At 69.1% G+C, this 21,300-nt stretch carries 13 protein-coding genes and 1 riboswitch; of the genes, 5 read left to right on the top strand and 8 right to left on the bottom strand.

What is annotated here, in order from left to right; all coding sequences use genetic code 11:
• Positions 1-588: 588 nt before the first annotated feature.
• The 3 genes from ppk1 to VGU03_RS02105 all read right to left on the bottom strand — a co-directional run bounded on the left by ppk1 (position 589) and on the right by VGU03_RS02105 (position 8,619).
• The gene (ppk1, locus tag VGU03_RS02115; protein ID WP_414655922.1) at positions 589-2,679 is read right to left on the bottom strand and encodes a polyphosphate kinase 1; all 2,091 of its coding nucleotides are present in this window, start codon (positions 2,677-2,679) and stop codon (positions 589-591) included.
• 520 nt (positions 2,680-3,199) lie between these two features.
• Complete coding sequence (locus VGU03_RS02110) at positions 3,200-5,425, bottom strand: family 20 glycosylhydrolase (RefSeq protein ID WP_327478223.1); 2,226 nt, start codon at positions 5,423-5,425, stop codon at positions 3,200-3,202.
• 287 nt (positions 5,426-5,712) lie between these two features.
• Complete coding sequence (locus VGU03_RS02105) at positions 5,713-8,619, bottom strand: TonB-dependent receptor plug domain-containing protein (protein ID WP_327478221.1); 2,907 nt, start codon at positions 8,617-8,619, stop codon at positions 5,713-5,715.
• A gap of 570 nt (positions 8,620-9,189) precedes the next feature.
• Between VGU03_RS02105 and VGU03_RS02100 the strand changes: the two genes are divergently transcribed.
• On the top strand, positions 9,190-10,854 hold the full coding sequence (locus VGU03_RS02100; protein ID WP_327478219.1) for an APC family permease: 1,665 nt from the start codon (positions 9,190-9,192) through the stop codon (positions 10,852-10,854).
• A 161-nt stretch (positions 10,855-11,015) separates the two neighbouring features.
• Positions 11,016-11,261 carry a DUF6582 domain-containing protein gene (locus tag VGU03_RS02095; RefSeq protein ID WP_327478218.1) on the top strand — a complete coding sequence of 82 codons (246 nt, stop codon included), beginning with the start codon at positions 11,016-11,018 and terminating at the stop codon, positions 11,259-11,261.
• A 68-nt stretch (positions 11,262-11,329) separates the two neighbouring features.
• Here VGU03_RS02095 and VGU03_RS02090 read toward each other — a convergent pair whose 3' ends face one another.
• The 3 genes from VGU03_RS02090 to metX are packed head-to-tail and all read right to left on the bottom strand — an operon-like array spanning position 11,330 to position 14,626.
• A complete protein-coding gene (locus VGU03_RS02090) occupies positions 11,330-12,409 on the bottom strand; it encodes a homoserine dehydrogenase (RefSeq protein ID WP_327478216.1) in 1,080 nt (359 codons plus the stop codon).
• Positions 12,406-13,590: a cystathionine gamma-synthase gene (gene metB, locus VGU03_RS02085; RefSeq protein ID WP_327478215.1), complete on the bottom strand. Its 1,185-nt coding sequence runs from the start codon at positions 13,588-13,590 to the stop codon at positions 12,406-12,408. The genes VGU03_RS02090 and metB overlap by 4 nt, the downstream gene beginning before the upstream one ends.
• Positions 13,591-13,609: 19 nt before the next feature.
• The gene (metX, locus tag VGU03_RS02080) at positions 13,610-14,626 is read right to left on the bottom strand and encodes a homoserine O-succinyltransferase MetX (RefSeq protein ID WP_327478213.1); all 1,017 of its coding nucleotides are present in this window, start codon (positions 14,624-14,626) and stop codon (positions 13,610-13,612) included.
• Positions 14,627-14,704: 78 nt separating this feature from the next.
• A riboswitch (SAM riboswitch) is annotated at positions 14,705-14,821 on the bottom strand.
• A 289-nt stretch (positions 14,822-15,110) separates the two neighbouring features.
• Between metX and VGU03_RS02075 the strand changes: the two genes are divergently transcribed.
• A complete protein-coding gene (locus VGU03_RS02075; protein WP_327478212.1) occupies positions 15,111-15,815 on the top strand; it encodes a 2OG-Fe dioxygenase family protein in 705 nt (234 codons plus the stop codon).
• Between the two features lie 49 nt (positions 15,816-15,864).
• On the opposite strand, the gene VGU03_RS02070 is transcribed toward VGU03_RS02075, so the two are convergent.
• Complete coding sequence (locus VGU03_RS02070) at positions 15,865-16,656, bottom strand: hypothetical protein (RefSeq protein WP_327478211.1); 792 nt, start codon at positions 16,654-16,656, stop codon at positions 15,865-15,867.
• A 186-nt stretch (positions 16,657-16,842) separates the two neighbouring features.
• Between VGU03_RS02070 and VGU03_RS02065 the strand changes: the two genes are divergently transcribed.
• Both VGU03_RS02065 and VGU03_RS02060 read left to right on the top strand, forming a co-directional pair.
• Positions 16,843-17,514: a M24 family metallopeptidase gene (locus VGU03_RS02065; protein ID WP_327478209.1), complete on the top strand. Its 672-nt coding sequence runs from the start codon at positions 16,843-16,845 to the stop codon at positions 17,512-17,514.
• 199 nt (positions 17,515-17,713) lie between these two features.
• Positions 17,714-20,629, top strand: coding sequence for a TonB-dependent receptor (locus VGU03_RS02060; RefSeq protein ID WP_327478207.1), 2,916 nt, complete (start codon positions 17,714-17,716; stop codon positions 20,627-20,629).
• A gap of 90 nt (positions 20,630-20,719) precedes the next feature.
• Here the strand turns inward: VGU03_RS02060 and VGU03_RS02055 are convergent, their stop codons facing one another.
• Positions 20,720-21,157: a hypothetical protein gene (locus tag VGU03_RS02055; protein ID WP_327478205.1), complete on the bottom strand. Its 438-nt coding sequence runs from the start codon at positions 21,155-21,157 to the stop codon at positions 20,720-20,722.
• Between the last annotated feature and the right edge of the window lie 143 nt (positions 21,158-21,300).

The following is a 21,300-nucleotide window of genomic DNA, read 5'->3' as shown; positions in this document are numbered from 1 at the left end:
ATGGGCGCCACGCGGGCGCCTCCGATCCGGCGATGCCGCCGGCCAAAGGCCAGGCGCAGGCATCGCTGCCAAACAGCCGCAGGATCAGGCCATCGGAGGTCGCAGCGGCGGCGCCGTGCCCGGCGTCGGAGCCCGCACCCGACCGGCATGCGCCCGAAGCACGACGTCCAGCGCCGGCGCGATCAGGCAAACCGATGGCAAGGCCAACGCGTTCGCGCACGAACCCTGGCAACTGCAGCCATGGCCAGCTCCCGCACCGTGGCCATGGCTGTCGGGAACACAGCAGCCGTGGGCAGCCCCGACGGTGGAGGATCTGCCGGCATGGGCAGCATGCGCGCCGGCCGTGACCATCGCGGCGTGCGCCGCGGCATGGTGCGCCAGGCCGTCCGCCGAAGCCGGACGGGCCAGCCCGCCGATCGCCAGCATCAGCCACGCCAGCACGCCCAGGGCGCGTAGGCCGCGGGAGCGAACGAAGCGGTGCATGGACGCAGGCATGGCGGGAGCGTAACCACCCGATCTGCGCCCCTCAACCCTGGAGCCGGGTTCAAGCCCGCTCCGGGGTAGCGGCGTGGGGGCCGACGGCAGGCCTCAGGCCTCGCCGCCGGAACCGGCCCGCTCCTGTAGCTGCTCCTGCGCGCTGCATGCCTCCTGTCCATCCTCCGGCGCGGGGCGCAGGTAATCACCTGACGGCTGCAGCAGCGAGGCGCCGACGTTGTCGGCCAGGTAAAGCTCCAGGTGCTCGCGGATGCGCCGGCGGTGGCGCTTGATCTCGACCGGGAACGCCACTTCGATGCGGCGGTCGAGATTGCGCTCCATGAGATCCGCGCTGGAAAGATAGACGATCTCGTCGCCGCCGTTGCCGAACCAGTAGATGCGGCTGTGTTCCAGGAAGCGGCCGATGATCGAGCGGACGCGGATGTTGTCCGAGAAGCCCGGGACGCCGGGGCGCAGGCAGCACATGCCGCGCACGATCAGGTCGATGCTGACGCCGGCCATGCTGGCCCGGTAGAGCGCGCGGATGATCCTCGCGTCGGTCAGGGCGTTCACCTTGAGGATGATGCGGGCGCCGTCGCCCGCCGCTGCACGGCTGGTCTCGCCCGCGATGAGCCGGAGCAGCGTGCGCTTCAGCGTGAATGGCGCATGCAGGATCTTCTTCATCGGCAGCAGCTTGCCCATGCCGGTCAGCTGGGTGAACAGCTGATGGGCGTCCTCGCACAGCGCCTTGTCGGCCGTCAGCAGGCTGTAGTCGGTGTAGAGCCTCGCGTTGCCGGTGTGGTAGTTGCCCGTGCCCATGTGGGCGTAGCGCACGAGCCTGTTCCCCTCGCGGCGCTGGATCAGCAACAGCTTCGCGTGGGTCTTTACGCCGACCACGCCGTAGACCACGGTGGCGCCGGCCTTCTGCAGGCGCGCGGCGAGCTCGAGGTTGGATGCCTCGTCGAAGCGCGCGCGCAGCTCGACCACCACCGTCACCTCCTTGCCTGCGCGCGCCGCATCCACCAGCGCGTTGACGATCTCCGAATGGGCGCCGCTGCGATAGAGCGTCTGCTTGATCGTCAGCACGTCCGCATCCTTGGCGGCTTGCCGCAGCAGGTCCGCGACCGGGACGAAGGACTCGTACGGATGCAGCAACAGCAGCCCCTGCCGCGCGATGGCCTGGAACAGGTTCGGCGATTTCTTGAGCGCCCGCGGCAGCACGCAGGAGAACGCGGGAAACCGCATGGCGGGCCGGTCGATGCCCGCCAGCGGGAACAGCCGCGCCAGGTTGACCGGGCCATCCACCTCGTAGAGATCGGCTTGCCCCAGGCCGAACCGGCCGAGCATGAAGCGCACCAGGTCGGCAGGACAGTTGTCCGCGACCTCCAGCCGCACGGCATCGCCGAAGCGGCGTGAATAGAGTTCGCCCTGCAGGGCGAGCGCCAGGTCCTCGACGTCCTCCGGGTCGAGGACGAGATCGGCGTTGCGGGTGAGCCGGAACTGGTAGCAACCGAGCACCTCCATGCCGGGGAACAGCTCCGCCACCTGCGCGTGGATGATCGAGGAGAGCAGGACATGGTCGTCGCCCTTGCCGGGCTCCTCGCCGGGCAACCTGATCAGGCGCGGCAGCACGCGCGGCGCAGGCACGATGGCCAGGCTCGCGTTTCGCCCGAACGCATCCACGCCACGCAGCTGCACGATGAAGTTGAGGCTCTTGTTCACCAGCAGCGGAAACGGATGCGTCGGATCCAGCCCGATCGGCGTCACCAGCGGCGCGACCTCGTGGCGGAAGTAATGGCGCAGCCATTGCGCCTGCCGCGGCGTCCAGCTCTCCCTTCGCACGATGCGGATGCCATGGGCCTCCAGTCCCGGCAGGATGCGCTCGTTGAGGATCTCGTACTGGCGCTCGATGTGGTGATGCGCGATCTCGCTGATCCTGGCCAGCACCCGCCTCGGCTCCATGCCATCGGGCCCGGAGAACGCGTGGTCGAAGGCGATCTGTCGCTTGAGGCCTGCCACGCGGATCTCGAAGAACTCGTCCATGTTGCGCGAGAAGATCAGCAGGAACTTCAGCCGCTCCAGCAGCGGTATGCGTTCGTCCAGCGCCTGGTCGAGCACGCGCACGTTGAACTGCAGCTGGGACAGCTCACGATTGATGTACAGCGAACCATCGGCTAGGTCGGGCGCGAGGACGGGAGCGGACACGGCAGGAAGGCACGCGTGCAGGGCTTGAAGATCGTCGGCGCGGCTCATGGTAGTCCAGTCACGCGGAGCGGTGGTGGACGAGCCTCGGGCCGGTCGATGACACCCGTGTTACAGGTCGCGGAACTGGACTATCGGTCGGGCATGCCTACGCCCGCGCGCGGCTGTCCGCCTGGGCGTCCGCGCCCTCGCGCCTGGTCCTGGCGTGTCCGAGGCTCCGCGGTTCGGGCAGGTGCCGCCACAGATGGAGCGAGTGTGGAATGCGTGCCTGCGGCCATCGACTGCGCAGCGCCTGCAGCGCGGTGTCCGCCGATTCGTGCCGTCCGACCTCCTGCTCATTCACCAGCGACCGCCAACGGTGGCCATGCTTGACGATGCGGACGAGGCCGGGCTTGCAGGGGTGCACGTACTGGGTCACGGCGGTGCGGTGTTCGGATCCTGGAGACGTAAAGTCTGCGCGTCCCGCATGACAAGCTTCTTGTCCAAGCAAGACCGTCCCGTGACGGTGGCGGCCCCGCGTGTTTCAGCGCACCAGGATCTCGTCGGCGAACACGTAGGCCGGCTGCGTCGCGCCGCCGTGGCCGGGCGGCAGGGTGCCGTAGTTCCGCGCGCTGACGCGCAGGTAGCGCGCAGTGACCGGCTCGGCGGCGTCGAAGCGCACCGTGTACACGGTCGGACGCAGGTTCTGCGGGTCGACGTCGATCGGCGTGGACCTGAGCGTGCGCCAGGCCTTGCCGTCGTCGGACACCGCAAGATCCACTTGCCGCGGCAGCAGGATCCACGAGCCGCTCTGCTGCAGGAAGCGCACCTGGACCGAGTGCATGGCCGTGGCCTGTTGCAGGTCGACGATGGCGTCCATGTCGCCGCCCTTCCAGCCGACCCACCGGCCGTCGTGGAAATCGCTGCCGCCGAGGATGCCGTCCACCAGTTGGCCCGGCGTGCCGGTGTAGCGCGGATCGGGCGCGGTGCGGTAAGTCACCGGCTTGCCCAGCGCCAGGTTGTCGACGATCTCGAAGGCCTCGCTGGCCTGGTAAGGCAGGCCCCGGCGGAAGGGCGCGACCCGGAGGGTCCCCGGCGCGTAGCGGTCCAGCACGTCGCCGAAGGCGGGGGACCGTGCGGTGGGCTCGCTGCCGTCCAGCGTGTAGTGCAACTGGACGTCGTCGAAGCCGCGTGCGGCGCGCAGGCGCCAGCGATGGTGCGGCGGGTTGAAGCTCAGCTGATAGTCGACCAGGTCGCGGTCTTCAGGACCGTAGGCGACGTGCTGCGCGTCCAGCCACGGGTACTGCGCGCGCAGGCGATGCTGGAAGTCGGCGTAGTCGCGGGCCTGCGGGTTCCACAATCGCTCGGCGAAGGCGAGCACGCGCGGATAGAGCATCGCCTCGGCGTTGCGCGTGGTCACCCGCTCGCTCCACAGCGGCGCCTCGGCGCCCAACACCTGCTGCGGATGCGCGGCGAAGGCCGGATCGGCGAAGGCGTCGGTGCGATACAGATCCTGCAGGGTGAGCCGGTCGATCGGCGTATCCAGGTAGAACGGGCCGGCGACGATCAGCCGGTTGCCGTTGGCCAGCGCCTTGCGCGCCTGCTCGGGGCCGCGCCACATCTCCACGATGGCCTGCCGGTCGGCGCCTCCTTCGAGGATCTCGTCCCAGCCGACCAGGGTCTTGCCGCGCGCCGCCAGGTCGCGCTGGATGCGGCCGATGAACCAGCCCTGCAATGCTTCGCCGTCGGCCAGGTGCTGCTGGCGCATGAGCCGCCGCGTGGCCTCGTTGTCGAGCCATTGCCGCTTGGGCACTTCGTCGCCGCCGATGTGGATGTACGGCGCGGGAAACAGCGCTGCCACCTCGTCGAGCACGTCGTGCAGGAAGGCGAAGGCGCGCTCGTCGCCGGCGCAGAAGATGTCGTCGAACACGCCCCAGCCGGAGGGCACCACCACCGGCCGCCGCGGGCACGAGAGCCACGGATACGCCGCGACCGCCGCCGAGGCGTGGCCCGGCATCTCGATTTCCGGGACCACCATGACGTTGCGGCGGCGCGCGTACTCGACCACCTCGCGGATCTGCTGCTGGGTGTAGAAGCCGCCCGTGCGCTCGCCGTCGGCCTCGGTGCGCCAGGCGCCGGCCTGCGTGAGCTTAGGGTACTTGCGGATCTGGATGCGCCAGCCCTGGTCGTCGGTCAGGTGCCAGTGCAGCACGTTGAGCTTGTAGCGCGACAACAGGTCGATCTGCCGCTCGACGAAGGCGACCGGCTGGTAATGGCGCGCCACGTCGAGCATAACGCCGCGCCAGGGATAGGCCGGCGCGTCCTCGATGCGCATCGCGCGGATGCTCACGCTCGTTCCATTCCGTGCCGGCACCAGTTGCAGGAGCGTCTGCACGCCCCAGAACAGTCCGCGGTCGTCGGACGCCGCGATGGTGGCGCGCCCTGGCGCGACGGTCAGCCGGTAGGCCTCTTCGCCACGCACCGACGGATCCATGCGCAGCTCGATGGCAGGCGCTTTCGTGCCCGTGCGGACGATGCGCAACGCCAGGCCGGTCTGTGCGTGCAGCGCCTCGCGCAGGAAGCTTGCGATTTCCTGCACGCGCCGGTCGGCGGGCGCTGCGATGCGCGTGTGCTGGTCCAGCACGAGGCTGCCCTCGCCCGGATGGATCGCCTGCGGTTGCGGGACGAGCTCGGCCGGCGGCGCGCCCGCGCAGGGGGCACCGATCGACACCAGCGCGCCGAACGTCAGCGCCAGGATGCGCTTGGGCATGGTCATCCTCCTGTTGCTGCCAGTTCCCGCGGGGCTGGACGACGGGCCAGCACGCGGCCAAAAAAGAAGCCCCAGCCGGAAGCCGGGGCGCGCGAATTCGCGCCGGAGAGGATCGGTCGGTCGATCGCGCCGGCGGCAACGCACTGGCGCGATCGACCGTGTTCCAGTCGAACCCGACTTCGATCGACCGCGCTTCGTGGAAACACGGTCGATCGGGCCGGTCAATCGAGCCCCGGGTCAATCAAGCCCTGGGGCATTCGAGCCCCCGGGATCAATCGAGCCCTGGATCAATCGAGCTTGTAGTTGATCGTCGCCAACACCTCGCGGCCGTTGTAGTTGGCGCCCTGCAGGGTCGGGATGAATTCGAAGCCGCCCGCGTAGTAGGGAATCTCGCCCACGTTGTCGAAGATATTGGTCACGCCCAGGCGCAGCTTCACCTTGTCGTTGAACCGGTAGCCGACGCTGGTGCTCCAGACGATCCACGGCTTGGTCCTGCCGTTGTAGACCACACAATCGGGGTCGCCCGCCTGCGGCTGGATGCCGTTGGCGAGGATCTGGCAGCCGCCGTAGTTGTTGGCGCGGATGCTGCCGGCGCGGTCGCCGTAGAGCGTCGCGTCCCACTTGCCCTGGTGCCACGCCAGCACGCCGCGCACCTTGCTGGCCACGCGGTCGTAGCGGGTGTTGACCAGCGGATCGGAGGCGTTGGTGCGCTCCTTGTAGGAGAGGTTGTCGGTGTACTGCAGCTCCAGGTTGAAGGCGCCCCAGTTCTCGGTCCGCAGCGCGTAGGTGAGCTTGGCGTCGATGCCGCTGACGTAGAGCTGGGTCTTGTTGATCGGACCGACGTAGATCGCGCTGATGTTGCCGGAGGCGTCGCGCTTGACGTCGGCGATCACCTGCTGGCAATAGGCCGAGCCCGGAGGATTGGCCAGATAGGGGCCGCCGCCCACGACCTTGCCGGTGCGGCAGCCGGCCTCGTCGGTCAGCAGCGTACCCATGTCCACATAGTCGATCGCGTTGTCGATGCCGGTGTGCCAGTAGTCGGCCTGCACCGCCAGGCCATCGACCCAGGGCAGATCCCACACGAAGCCGTAGGTCCAGCCGTGGCCGGATTCAGGCAACAGGTTGGGACCGCCGCCGGAGTGCTCGGCGAAGTAGGTCGAGTGCTGCACCGCGGGGCACGCCGCCTGGTTGTTGGTGATGCACTGGAACGGATCAGAATAGATGCCAACGGTGGACACCGAGTCCTGCTTGTAGACGTAGTTCATGTCCGGCGCGCGGAAGTTGGTGCCGTAGTTGGCGCGCAGCAGCAGGCTGTCGAACGGGCGGAACTCCAGCGCGGCGCCCCAGGTGCGCGCGATGTCGGTCGCGCTGGCGTCGCGGTACTTGTCCAGGCGCCCGGACAGCGTGCCGGTGAGCATCGAGGCCAGCGGGATGCGGAACTCGGTGCCGGCCGAGATGCGGTTACGCGTGCCGCCGCCGGTGTTGTAGTCCTGGAACGGGTCGCCGAAGTGCGTGTCGTTGCCGCGCGGATCGGGCGAGAGCCGGTAGTTCTGGTGCGCCGCCTCCAGCACGCCGGCGAAGCCGACCGGCTGGCCGGTCCAGGTATTGAACAGGTCGCCGGTGACGTTGAGGCTGGCCTGGTCGAGGCGACTGGAGGCCGTGTTCTCGCCGGCGACGCCGAAGCTCTGGTACTGCGCCGGCGTGATCGGGTTCCAGAAGCGCTGGCTGTTGAGCGCGTAAACCGGCAGCGTGCTGCCGTTGACGGTGGTGTTGCCCAGTTGCGGCCCGAAGAAGAAGTCGAACATGCCCTGTTCGTTCAAGCCGGTGTAGTACTCGTGCACGATGTAGCGCGCGGTGCCGAGGTTGAAGTCCCAGCTGAAGCGGTCGTCGAAGAGCGTGCCGCGCAGGCCGGCATGGATGTCCCAGTTCTGCTCGCGGTCGTGGGTGTTGCCGTAGCCGCCCAGCTCCTGCGGGGTGAGCTGGCGGAAGTAATTGCTGATCACCTGGCCGCTGGTCTGGTCGTAGAAGCCGCTGGGCAGGCCGCCCATCGGATACAGGAACGGCAGCTCGGTGTTGGAGGTGCCCGTCGTCTTCCACAGGCCGGCCGAGCCGTAGAGCTGCAGGCCGCCGCCGAAGTCGTAGTCGCCGGCGACGAAGGCGTCCTGGTTGTCGCTGCCCGGGGTCAGCACCCAGTTGGAGAACAGCGCCGGCTGCGTGCAGTAGTAGCCCTGGTCGGTGACGTCGGCGGTGTTGACCGTGTGCCCGGTGGTGGACACCGTCTGCGAATGGCGCAGCGCGAAGTTGTTGCCGAACTGGCCGCAGGCACCCGGCGGCGGGGCGATGTAGTTGCCGTCGGCGTTGTTGAGCGCCAGGCCGGGGTAGGTGTTCCAGCCGAACAGGCGCGCGTTGTAGTCCCATGCGCCGTAGCCGGCGTCGGCCTCCGAATCGGTGTAGGGGCGATCGCGGCCCCACAGCGCGTTGCGGTGCGAACGCTCCAGGTTGTAGACCACGTGCCAGTGGTCGCCCGCGCGGCCGCCAAGGAAGTTCAGGTCGCCGTACTCGCGTCCGCCACGGGTGGCGCCACCCAGGCTGAACTGCACGTCGTCGCCCTGGTATTCCTTCTTGAGGATGATGTTGACCACGCCGGCGATGGCGTCGGAGCCGTAGATCGACGAGGCGCCCGCACCGACGATCTCGATGCGCTCGATCATCCCTGCGGGGATGTTGTTGTAGTTCTGGAAGTTCTGCCTGCCGCCGGCGGCCATCGGGTAGTCCGCCACGCGGTGGCCGTCGACCAGCAGCAGGCTGCGGCCGGGGCCGAGATTGCGCAGGTTGAGCTGGCGCGCGTTGACCGAGGTGCTGCCCCAGGTCGGCGGCGTCTCCGGACGGCCCACCTGGGTGAGCGAATCCATGACTTCGTAGACGGTGGTGAAGCCCTGGGCCTTGATCTGGTCGCCGGAGATCACGGTGACCGGCGTGGGCCCCTCGATCTGCGCGCGCGGGATGCGCGAGCCCGTGACCACTACCTTCTCCAAGGTCACCGGCTTCTTGTTGTTGGCGGTAACGCCTGCATTGTCCGCCTGCGCCTGCCCGTCCGAACCGGCCGTCTGCGCGATGGCGCCCAGCGGCAACAACATGGCGACGGCAAGCGCGCCGGCAAGCGCGTTGCGACGAAACACGGTCACGTGATGCATGAGATGCCCTCCCCGGGCAGCAACGAGGTTGTGGGTCCAGCCATGCGCCTGCGATGCGGCGGCCACCTCGAGGACTGCAGGTGGAAGCACGTTCCCTTCGCAGGCCATGCCTTGGACGATTTGTCCGTTTGAATCGATCTAAATGGATCGATCCATAAGGTAATCACAAGCCGTCGCGGACGCATCTTGCAGAGCAGCACGCTTGCGCCCGCTTGGCAGCCGACACGGCCTCGTGGGGCGTGCTTGGGCGAGTCTTTCGCAGCCGCCCCATCCGCCCTCCGGGCATCTGCGCCCGTAAACGGGAAAGCCCCACCATCACGGCGCCCGCGCGGGCACCCTTCTCCGTGCCAGCAGGGAGAGGATCGACGGCGGGACTCAGCGTCCACGCGCGGACACTCCACTGCGCGAAGATCAGGCCGGGGCGTGGCGATGGCGACCCGCGCCTTCCATCGCCGTGCGAAGCGGCGCCCGGCCCGCCACGGGCTGACAGCCACGTGAACGGTCTGTCATCATCGGGCCTTGTGCTGTCCGCGACGGCGCTGTTCGTCCCCCACCGATCCGGGAGCTTGCATGTCTTCACCCAGTTCCATCCGCCGCGACGTCGGTCCCTTCGCCCTCATGCTCACCGGCCTGGGCTCGATCATCGGTTCGGGCTGGCTGTTCGGCGCCTGGCGCGCCGCCGGCCTGGCCGGTCCGGGCGCCGTATGGGCGTGGGTGCTGGGTGCGGCGATCATCATGACGATCGCGCTGACCTATGCCGAGCTGGGCGCGATGTTTCCCGAGTCCGGCGGCATGGTGCGCTACAGCCATTACTCGCACGGCTCGCTGGTAGGCTTCATCGGCGCGTGGGCGAACTGGATCGCGATCGCCTCGGTGATTCCGGTGGAGGCGGAAGCCTCGGTGCAGTACATGGCTTCGTGGCCGTGGCAATGGGCGCAGGACCTGTACATGCACCTGCCCGGCGGCGCGGGCGAATTGGCGCCGGCCGGCCTGGCGATCGCCGCGGTGCTGGTGGTCATCTATTTCCTGGTCAACTTCTGGAGCGTGAAGCTGTTCGCGCACTCCAACACGGCGATCACCGTGTTCAAGCTGGTGGTGCCGGCGGCGACCGGCCTGGCGCTGATCGCCAGCGGCTTCCACCGCGGGAACTTCTCCGTCGACGTGCACGGCGGCGACCATGCGATCGACTTCGCGGCGGTGCTCACCGCGGTGGCCACCGCGGGCATCGTGTTCAGCTTCAATGGTTTCCAGAGCCCGGTGAACCTCGCCGGCGAAGCGCGCAACCCCGGCAAGAGCATCCCGTTCGCGGTGCTCGGCTCGATCGTGCTGGCGACCATCGTCTACGTGATCCTGCAGATGGCCTACATCGGCGCTGTTCCGCCGGACATGCTCGCCAAGGCCGGCTGGCACGGCATCGACTTCCGCTCGCCGTTCGCGGAGCTGGCGATCATCGTCAACCTGCACTGGCTGGCGATGCTGCTGTACGTCGACGCCTTCATCAGCCCCAGCGGCACCGGCATGACCTATACCGCGACCACGGCGCGCATGCTCTACGGCATGGAGCGCAACGGCACGCTGCCGGCGGCGCTGGGCCGCGTGCACCCGAAGTGGGGCGTGCCGCGTCCGGCGATGTGGGTGAACCTGGCGGTGGCGTTCGTCTTCCTGTTCTTCTTCCGCGGCTGGGGCACGCTGGCGGCGGTGATCTCGGTGGCCACGATCATTTCCTACCTGACCGGCCCGGTCAGCGCGATGACCCTGCGCCGAACCGCGCCGAACCTGCACCGCCCGCTGCGCCTGGCCGGCCTGCCGCTGCTCGCCGGCGTGGCCTTCATCATGGCCACCGAACTGCTGTACTGGGCGCGCTGGCCGCTGACCGGCGAGATCATCCTGCTGATGGTCGTGGCCTTGCCGATCTATCTCTACTACCAGGCCAAGAGCGGCTGGCACGACTTCGGCCGCCAGATGAAGGGTGCCTGGTGGCTGGTCTGCTACCTGCCGGCGATCGCCGCGCTGTCCTGGGGCGGCAGCACCACCTTCGGCGGCAAGGGCTACCTGCCCTACGGCTGGGACCTGGCCACGGTGGCCGTGGTCGGCCTGCTGTTCTACGGCTGGGGCGTGAAGTCCGGCTGGCGCACGCCGTCGGTGGAGGCGGCCGAGCTGGAGGCGAAGGCCGATCCCAATGCCCCGCTGGTGCCGCCGGACGAGGAAACGGCCGAGCGCATCACCGGGCACTGAGCCGACCCTGGAAAGCGAACGCGCGGTGACGAGCCGCGCGTTTTTTTGTGCCCGGCCGCCGGGCACTGCTCACGCGATCGATACGCTCGGCTTACGGCACGCGCCACAGGATCGCTCTGCGCATGAGCGGCGAGGCCCGCTCATCCCCAAGGAGAACATCCATGAGCGACCTCAAGAGCGATCAGCGCAACGAGCTGCCCAAGGGCGAATTCGCCTTCCCCAAAAAGCGCAAGGAGCCGCTGGAAGACGCCAGCCACGTACGCAACGCCATCGCGCGCTTCGATCAGGTCAAGGGCGCCAGTGACGACGAACGCGACGAGGCATGGAAACGCATCAAAGCCGCGGCGAAGAAGTTCGACGTGGACGTCAGCGAGAAGAGCTGGCGGGAGCTGGGGAAAAAATCCTGAGCGCGCCCGGGCCAACGCGGGCCGGTCCGACAAGGCCGGCTCCGGGACGTCGCCCAGTGGGGCCCGCCTTAGCCTTGCGGCGCCAGCGCGAGCACGTCGCCCAGCAATGCCTGCGCTGTCACCTCCGGCCCCGCGCCCGGCCCCTGGATCACCAGCGGCTGGGTGTTGTAGCGGGTGGTGGTGAGGGCGAACTGGTTGTCGGTGCCGTAGAGGCGCGCGGCCGGATGGGTCGGCGGCACTTCCACCAGGCCCACACGGGCGCGGCCGCGCTGGTTGAGCCGGGCCAGGAAGCGCAGCACGTTGCCGCGCGCACGCGCCTGCGCATGGCGCTCGGCCAGCGGCGCGTCCAGTTCGGCCAGCCGCTCGAGGAAACCGGCGGTATCCAGTTCGCGCAGCGCCGGCGGCACTAGGCTTTCGACCTCCACCTCGTCGCTGCCCAGCGCGAAGCCGGCATGGCGGGCAAGGATCAGCAGCTTGCGCGCCACGTCCTCGCCGGAAAGGTCCGAACGCGGGTCCGGCTCGGTGTAGCCGAGCTCGCGCGCCTGGGCGAGCAGCGCCGAGAACGGCCGGCTGCCGTCGTACTGGTTGAACAGGTAGGACAGTGAGCCGGAGAACACGCCTTCCAGCGTGAGCAGGCTGTCGCCGCAGCGGCGCAGGCGGCGCAGCGTGGAGAGCACCGGCAGGCCGGCGCCGACCGTGGCCGCGTCGCCGTAGCGCACGCCGTCGCCGAGCGCCGCCTGCAGTGCGCGCCAGCCGTCGAGCGCGCCGCCGGCCAGCGCCTTGTTCGCGGTGATCACGTGATAGCCCTGCGCCAGCCACTGGGCGTGGCGTTGCGCGAGCGACGCCGAGGCGGTCGCGTCGATGATCGCCCTGACCGGCGCGCCGCTGGCTTCGAGCGCGGCGAACAACGCGGCATCGTCGCGCGCGTCGCCTTCGCCGCGCAGTTGCTCTCGCAGGTTGCGCTGGGCCAGGCGCCGCGGATCGGTCTGCTGGTGGCGCGAATTGGCCGCGCCGACCAGCCTCAGCGAGGACGCGGCGGGCGTATCGAGCAGCTTGAGCAGCGCCCCGCCGACCACGCCCGTGCCGAGCAATACCACGGCGATTGGCGGGGCCGCCTGCGGTCGACAGTCGGCGAGCACCGCGCTCATGCGCCCACCCGGCGTTTGGACGGCTGGACGGCGGCGCGGTCGAGCGCCCGCGCCAGGTCCAGCAGCAGGTCGTCGCCGTCCTCGATGCCGACCGAGACGCGCAACAGGGTGTCGGCGATGCCGGCGTTGCGGCGCGCCTCCGGCGCCATCGCGGCATGCGTCATCGAGGCCGGATGGGCCACCAGGCTCTCCACGCCACCCAGCGACTCGGCCAGCGAGAAGAACTTCAGCCCGTCGACGAAGGCGGCCACGTTGGCCTGGTCGCCTTCCAGCTCGAAGCTCAGCATCGCGCCGAAGCCCTGTTGCTGGCGCGCCGCCAGCGCATGGCCCGGGTGGCCGGGCAGGCCCGGATAGTGGACCGCTCGCACGGTCGGATGCAGCGCCACGAACTCGGCGATGCGCAGCGCGTTCTCCTGGTGCTGGCGCAGCCGTACGGCCAGCGTGCGCAGGCCGCGCAGGGTCAGGAAACTGTCGAACGGGGCGCCGGTCAGGCCCAGGCAATTGCCCCACCACTTCAGCTGCTCGGCCACGGCCGCGTCGCGCGCGACCACCGCGCCGCCGACCACGTCGCTGTGGCCGTTGATGTACTTGGTGGTCGAGTGCACCACCACGTCCGCCCCCAGCGCCAGCGGCTGCTGCAGCGCGGGCGAGAGGAAGGTGTTGTCCACCACCAGCAGCGCGCCCGCGGCATGCGCGGCCTGCGCCGCGTGGCGGATGTCGGTGATGCGCAGCAGCGGATTGGACGGCGTCTCCACCCACACCAGCGCCGGCTTGCGGGCAAGGCCGGCGGCCAGCGCGACACGGTCGGTGAGGTCGGCGAAGGCCAGCTCGAAGCGGCCCTTCTTCGCCCAGGCATCGAGCAGCCGCCAGGTGCCGCCGTAGCAGTCGTGGGCGGCCAGCACCAGGCCGCCGGGCGGCACCAGCTCCAGGGCCAGCGCCACCGCCGCCATGCCGCTGGCGGTCACCACCGCGCCGGCGCCCAGCTCCAGTTCGGCCAGCGCCTGCCCGAGCAGGTCGCGCGTGGGGTTGCCACTGCGCGAGTAGTCGTAGGGCCGCTTGCCGCCAAGCCCGTCGAAGCTGTAATTGGTGGACAGGTGCAGCGGCGGCACGATCGCACCGTGCTGGGTATCCGATTCGATGCCGGCGCGCACGGCGCGGGTACAGGGGGCCGATTCGCTCATGGTCTTGTGCTCCGTGTGCTCAGGCCAGCGCGGCGCGCAGCAGCGGCGCGAGCTGGTGGGTTTCCTTCAGGAAGCCGTCGTGCCCGTAGGGCGACTGCAGGACTTCCAGCGTGGCGGGACCGTGCAGACGCCGCTGCAGTTCGCACAGATCCGCCAGCGGCACCAGCAGGTCGGAGGCGAAGCCGATCAGCGTGGCCGGCGCGGGGATGGATTCGGGCGTGACGTCGTGCAGGTCGATCGATTCGGACAGCGCCAGGAAGCGCCCGGCGTCGAATCGCTCGACGAAGCGGCGGCCCTGGTGCTCGAGGTAATCCTCCACCGGCAGGCGGAAGCGGCCGTCGCGGAATTCCGGCGCGCCCGCGAAGCGGCGCGCGAACTCCTCGCGCCCGCGGTAGGTGGTCACGGCCAGCTGCCGCGCCAACGCGAGCGCCTCGTCGGCCTGCCCGCTGGCTACGCCCAGGCGCACGATGCCGCGCTGCACGCTGCGCTGGGCGGAGGCCAGCGGGTGAGGGCGGTGCGCGCCGGCCAGCAACACCAGCCGTTCCAGCGCTCGCGGATGGCGCGCCGCGAAGGCCAGCGCGACCATCGCGCCATACGACGCGCCCACGAAGGCCCTTGCGCGATGGATGCCCAGCGCCTCCAGCAGCGCCGCCAGCGCGTCGGCCTGGTCCTCGCTGGAGATCGTCTCCACGCCGAGCTCCGACGGTGCCAGCCAGTCGATCGACAGCACGCGGCAGTGATCCAGGTCGATCGCCGCGCCGGCATCGACCAGTGCCTGCCACCAGCCCGGCGAGGCGGCGCCATCGAGGGCGGTGACGTCGCGGCCGGCGGAGATGCCGCCCTGCACGATCACCGTGGGCGCGTCGGCCGCTCCGCACCACAGGTAGCGCACGTCGACCGTGCGCGGACCGTGGCCGTACTTGGGCGAAAGCGACAGCCGGCGCGTACTGCGCTGGGCAGTGAGGCCGCCCATGCGGCCATCCACGCGCGAGGGCACGGCGGACGAGGCAGGCAGGGGCAGCGGCTGGGCGGTCATGCGGTTCTCCGTGGCATCGCCCGCAGGAACCGGAAAGGTCGCCATCCCTCGCCGGCGGCCAGCCGCGGCGACGAATCACGCCCATCTCTCGGCAGCGCTCGTGCGCCCCGCAGGATTTGGCACCGTCGCGGGAACGCTTTCCCGCAGGTTGCCCCGGCATCAAAGGGCCTATCCCTCCGCCGGTCTCGATGAGTGGGGCGGATTCTGGGCTGGACATATCGACATGTCAATAGACGTTTAGACGTCTGGATGTCTTTTTTGATTCGCCCAAGCTCACTCCCTCTCCCCTTCGGGGAGAGGGCTGGGGTGAGGGGCAGCTCTTGCCGCAGGCCTCACGGAGCGAAAGAAGGCAAGCCGAACAGCAAGTTGCCCCGCGAGCCCCGGCCCCTCACCGAACCCTCTCCCCCGGCCCTTATCAAGGATCGGAGAGGGCTCAAGATCGCGCAGGCGTATGCTGTGCCCCCCTTTCAGCCGCCCCCTATCCATGACCACCGCACTCGCCAGGCTGCACGACCAGCTTCGCCAGGCCGGCTTCGCCTTCGTGGCCGCCGACGCCATGCGCGACCTGCTCGACGCCGCCTCCCTGCCCGATTGGCCGGCCTTCACCGCCAGCTGGGATGCCCTGGCGCCGGACGCCTACCTCGCCACGGTCGGCCGCCACCGGCGACGCCGCCACGCGGTGTTCTCGGCCGACGCGCAGGGCGTCCGCCGCGAGGCGCACCAGCCGCACTACCAGAGCAAGACCTACAACGCGCTGCAGGGCGACATCGAGCGCTGGTTCGAGCCCATCGCGGCCGACGGGCCGAGCCTGCGCCGCATACTCGACTTCTGCCATGGCTTCTTCGGCGGACTCGCGCCGCAGGTCGACCGCTGGCGCGTGGAGGCGCACCAGTTCCGCATCGAGGCCCGCGCCGGCGCGGCCGGCGAGCCCACGCCCGAGGGCGTGCACCGCGACGGCGTCGACTTCGTGCTGGTGCTGCTGATCGACCGCAGCAACATCGAGCGCGGCACCACGACCATCCACGCCACCGCCGGCCAGTTGCTCGGCAGCTTCACCCTGACCCACCCGTTCGACGCGGCCCTGGTGGACGATGCACGGGTATTGCACGGCGTCACGCCGGTCACTCCGCTGGACCCGACCCGGCCGGCGCACCGTGACGTACTGGTGGTCACCTTCCGCGCAGCCTGAGCGGGCGCATGCGCAGGCGCGGCGGAACGCGCCACGCCTGCTCAGGCCCTCACTGCTTGATGGCGACGAACGACATATGGGTGCCGCGCAGCTGGTTGTCGACGGCCACGTCCATCGCCCGGCCGTCGGGATGGACGCTCATCCGGGCGACGCTGACCGGCTTGCCGTCGCGCTTGTCCGTCTCCACGAAGCTGCGCGCACCGGATCGGGTCACGCTGACGCTGGTGACGCCCGGATCGCCCTGGTAGGGCGCATCGGTGCCATCGAGCCTGGCGGTGTAGGACTGCCCGGTCGGGCTGTGCATGGTCAGGCGGCCGCCTTCCTCCTTGAAGGTCATGCTGAGCGCGTTGTCCGAGATGCGCCGGTAGCTGGCGGTACGCCACGAGCCGGACAGGGCATGGGAGCCGGCCGGGCCCTTGGCGGTGCGCGCCAGGGTGCCTTCGCCGGTCACCGGCGGCCCCTGGCTGTCGCTGCTGTCACTGAACTGGAAGGTCGCGGTCTTGCCGTCGGGCGCCACCGTGGTAGTCGTGGTGGCGACGACCCTGCCGTTCTTCTTGTCCGTTTCCTTGACCGTGTGGTCATCCACCACGGTCACTGCCACGGTGTCGAAATAGGGATGGCCGGCGACCGGGTGGTCGGTGCCGTCGGCCTTGACTTCGTACGGTGGCGCGCAGGTGCCGCAGCGGAACATGTCGTCCTTGAGCACGAGTACGTCCGATTTGGCGGGCAGCTTCACCTGGTTCATGTCGATCTTCCAGGTGCCGTCGATCGGGCTTTGCGCCATCGCCAAAGCGGGCGCCAGCAGGCCCGCCAGCACGCCAGCCAGCATTGAGGTTTTCATGGCCGATACTCCCGGGGTTGGTTGTGCCGGGATGGCTCGCTGGTGCCGTAACCAGGCAAGCCAGGGCCGGCCTGCGCACGCTACGCCCGGATTTGCTAACGACCGATCAAGCGGGGGTGAGGCCAGGCGACCGGCACGCCGCGGCCGGCCCTGCCATGATGGCCCTCCCGTCAACCGAGGTCGCCCATGAGCCTTCGAGAAGCCGTCGGCAACCGCTTCGATCCCGCACGCATGCAGTACGCGCGCACGCAAAGCTGGGTCGCGCTGGAGCGCATCCGCGAGCGCATGCGCCCGGGCATCGGCGAGGAGGAGGCCAGGGCCCAGGCGCTGCAGGTGTTCGGGGAGCTGGGCATGGAGCGGCTGTGGCATCCGGTGATCATCCGCATCGGCGCCAATACCCTCAAAACCTACCGCGAGCGCTCCGACCCCGCCGTGCGCCTGGGCGAGGACGACATCTATTTCATCGACCTGGGCCTGGTGTTCGACGGACACGAGGGCGACGTGGGCGATACCTTCGCCACCACCGGCGCCTCGCCGGAACGCCAGGCATGTGCGGAAGCCGCGCGCACGCTGTTCGGCGAAGTCGCGCAGGCATGGCGGAACGAAGGCCTGAGCGGCCGCGCGCTGTACGAATTCGCCGCCGAGCGCGCGCAGGCCATGGGCTGGCGCTTCAACCACGCGATCAAGGGCCATCGCCTGGGCGACTATCCGCACGCGCTGCACAAGGCCGGCGACCTGGGCACGCTGGACCGGACGCCCTCGTCGGGCCTGTGGGTGCTGGAGATCCAGATCGCGCACCCGACCGAGCCGTTCGGCGCCTTCTACGAGGATCTGCTGGCGGGTCCGGCCCCGGCCTGACGGTCGCGCGCGCGTAGCGTGCACCTTTTGCGCATTTGGCGCCTCCCCCGCAACGCCTGCGACGGCCAATGCATTTAGCGTGCAGTACCACGCCCGGATCTATGCTTGCCTGCGATGCGGACGGCGTTCGGCCATGACGGCCGGGGGTAATGTCCGCTCCCGGGTGCGGGGAGCACCCTTCAAAATAGGGAACGAAAACATGGTCTCAAGCCCGTCGTCGCGCGCACGTCCTGTGCGCCAGCTTCCTGTGCGCCATCCACTGGCCGCCGCCTGCATCGCCACGCTGTTGGCCTTCGGCGCCCAGCAGGCCCTGGCCCAGGACCAGGCCGGTCCACAGCGGGGCAACGCGCCCGCGCAGGCCGCCGCCGGCGGGCCTGCGAAAAGCCAGGACGCGCAGGCCAAGCGCAAGCCGCAGGGCAACGTGAGCAACCTGAGCACCGTGGTGGTCACCGGCATCCGCGGCAGCATCGAAAGCTCGATCAAGGCCAAGCAGAGCGCCGACGACATCATCGAGGCCATCTCCGCCGAGGACATCGGCAAACTGCCCGATGCCAGCATCGCCGAGAGCCTCGCGCGCGTTTCGGGCCTGGCCACCCAGCGCGTGGACGGCCGCGCCAACATGATCTCCATCCGCGGGCTGTCGCCCGACTTCGCCGGCACCACGCTGAACGGCCGCGAGCAGGCGACCATCGGCGAAAACCGCGGCGTGGAGTACGACCAGTACCCCTCCGAGCTGATCAGCGGCGCGGCGATCTACAAGACGCCCGACGCGAGCCTGATCGGCCAGGGCCTGTCCGGCACCGTCGACCTGCACACGATCCGTCCGCTGGACCTGCCCCATTCCGTGCTGACGATGAACCTGCGCGGCGAAGTCAACAGCAACGACAAGCTCACCCCGGGCCGCGGCGTGGGCGACACCGGCCACCGCCTGAGCTTCTCCTGGATCGACCAGTTCCTCGACCACACGCTCGGCGTGGCGGTGGGCTTCGCCCAGCTCGACTCGCCCATCCAGGAGAAGCAGTACCAGGCATGGTGGTGGAGCGTGGACAACGGCCCGGCCGGCATCGACCAGAACTGGGGCGGCCCGCACACGCCCGGCATGCCCGACGGGGTGATCTCGCAGGAAGGCATGCAGCTGCGCGCGCAGTCGCAGCGCCAGCTGCGCAACGGCCTGATGGCGGTGGTCGAGTGGGCGCCCGGCGAGCACTACCACTCCACGCTGGACCTTTACTACTCCACCTTCGGCAACAAGAAGTTCACCAACGGCGCGCAGTGGTCGAGCAGCCCCTACGACAACGTCAGCTATTCGAACGTGGGCATCACGCCGGCCCAGCCCTACCCGATCGTCACCTCCGGCACCGTCGCGGGCATCGCGCCGATCCTGCAGAACGAGTACGCCAAGGAGCACGACAACCTCTTCTCCGCCGGCTGGAACAACCAGTACGACTTCGGCAACGGCTGGGCGGCCAGCGCCGACCTTTCCTACTCCAGCGCGAAGAAGAGGCTGCACGACGCCTACCTGTTCGCCGGACTGCCCGGCGGCGCGTTCACCTCGGCGGACTTCGTCACCAAGGTCGATGGCGGCTATCCCTGGTTCGTGCCGGCGGTGAACCTGGCCGATCCGGGCGCGCTGGTCTTCACCGATCCGGACAACTACGGCTACGACGGCCGCGAGGAGTTCGACCGCCAGAAGGACACCATCAAGGCCGTGCGCCTGGAAGTGACCCACCCGCTGGGCTGGATCTTCAGCGACGTGGCGCTGGGCGTGGACTACTCCGACCGCGTCAAGACCAAGCAGGCCGACGTGTACTTCGCCTGGCTGAACGGCAACGGCTCGGACTCGGCCACCTACGACCACCACTTCGGCGCGCCGATCGGTTTCGTGGACGGCACCACCTCGCTCGGCTACGGCGGCATTCCCGGCATCGTCTACTACGACGTGCTCGGCGCGCTGCGCCACCAGTACTACACCACCGCGCGCAACGGCCTGGCCGACTACAACCGCAATTACACGGTCCAGGAGAAGGTGCCGCTGGCCTACGCCAAGTTCAACATCGACACCACGCTGGGCCCGGTGCCGCTGCGCGGCAACGTGGGTGTGCAGTTCGTGCGCACCGACCAGTCCTCCAACGCGCTGCAGACCAACGGCGACACGCTGGTCGGCCGCATCTCCGACGGCGCCAAGTACAACGAGGTGCTGCCCAGCCTGAACCTGGTGGCCCAGCTCACCGACCGCCAGTACCTGCGCTTCGGGCTGGCCAAGACGATGGCGCGCGGGCGCATCGACGACGAGAAGGTGGCCACGTCCGCCAGCGTCGCGCAGGTCAAGGAAGGCCCGGGCGCCGGCCAGGTGCTGTGGTCGGGCAGCGGCGGCAATCCGCAGCTGCGGCCCTACGTGGCGGTGGGCACGGACCTGTCGTACGAGTTCTACTTCGGCAAGTCGAGCTACCTGGCCGCGGCGGTGTTCAACAAGAACCTGCTCAACTACATCTACACGCAGACCACCCTCGACTACGACTTCTCGCACTACACCAACGACAACCCCACGCTCACGCCGACCAGCACGATCGGCTCGTTCACCCGGCCGGAGAACGGCACCGGCGGGCGCATGGAAGGCCTGGAACTGTCCGGCGCGCTGGAAGGCGGCCTGATCGCCCCGGCGCTCACCGGCTTCGGCGTGCAGGCCAACTTCTCGCTGACCAACAGCTCGATCCCGCAGGGCTCGATCTCGGCCATCCCGGGCGGCCCCAAGACCCTCCCCGGGCTCTCGCGCAAGGTGGCCAACCTGACCCTCTACTACGAGAACCACGGCTTCTCCGTGCGCGTGGCCGAACGCTACCGCTCGTCCTTTACCGGCGAGGCGGTGGCGCTGTTCGACCAGCTCGGCTACACCAAGGTGCAGGCCAACAAGCAGACCGACCTGCAGCTGGGCTACGACTTCGGCGAGGGCCGCTGGCAGGGTCTGTCGCTGCTGCTGCAGGTCAACAACCTCACCGACACCCCCGATCAGACCCAGCAGATCTCGGGCCTGCCCAACAACGTCCAGGTGGCGCGGCCGCTGGAATACGACACGTTCGGGCGGACGGTGATGTTCGGGGTGAACTACAAGCTGTAGACCGGGGCGCCGCGTTCCAAACTTGCGCAAGCAAGGCAAGGGGCTCCTGCTTCGCAGGAGCCCTTGCAGCTTGCCGGGGCCCGGGCGGCGCTATTTCAGGATCAGCTCGCGGATGAGTTGGCTGCCGAGCAGCTCACGCATCGATTCGCGGTCCATGGTGGCCTTGTCCTGGGCATCCAGCGAACCCAGGACCTTCGCGCGTATCGCATCGGCTTCATCGGTGCGATCCAGCGCAGCCATGTTCGGATAGTTCACGGTCAGGATCAGGTTGGCGTCCTGCGGCGACCTTGCCTGCGCCTGATAGACCGAATAGCCGGTGATGAGACCCGCTTTCCTGGCCGCTTCCATCGCTGCCTTGTAGGGGCCGTCCAGGTACTTCATGTAGTTGTTGAACTGGCCAGGCTTGACCCTGATGAAGCTGACCTGCCTGACCATCCCCTCCTTGTACGGCTTGGCGTCTTGCGCGAAGGCCGAACCCATCACCGCGAACAGCATCAACGACGCGAACAGCAGGGCGATACGTTTCATAGCCAACCTCCTTGACCGGGCGCGACGCAGGGATGCGGCGCGCGGCGACGCTACCCCCGGCATGCGTTGCGCCGGCGTGAACCGGTGCCTGGACCGCGTCGCCGGTCGCGCCAATGAGGCCGCTTCCTGGCTAGAATGAACGG

The organism is Frateuria sp. (genome assembly GCF_035944355.1).
GTDB lineage: Bacteria > Pseudomonadota > Gammaproteobacteria > Xanthomonadales > Rhodanobacteraceae > Frateuria_A.
Note: the sequence above shows the minus strand (reverse complement) of the source record. Positions and strands in the feature narration are given on the sequence as shown.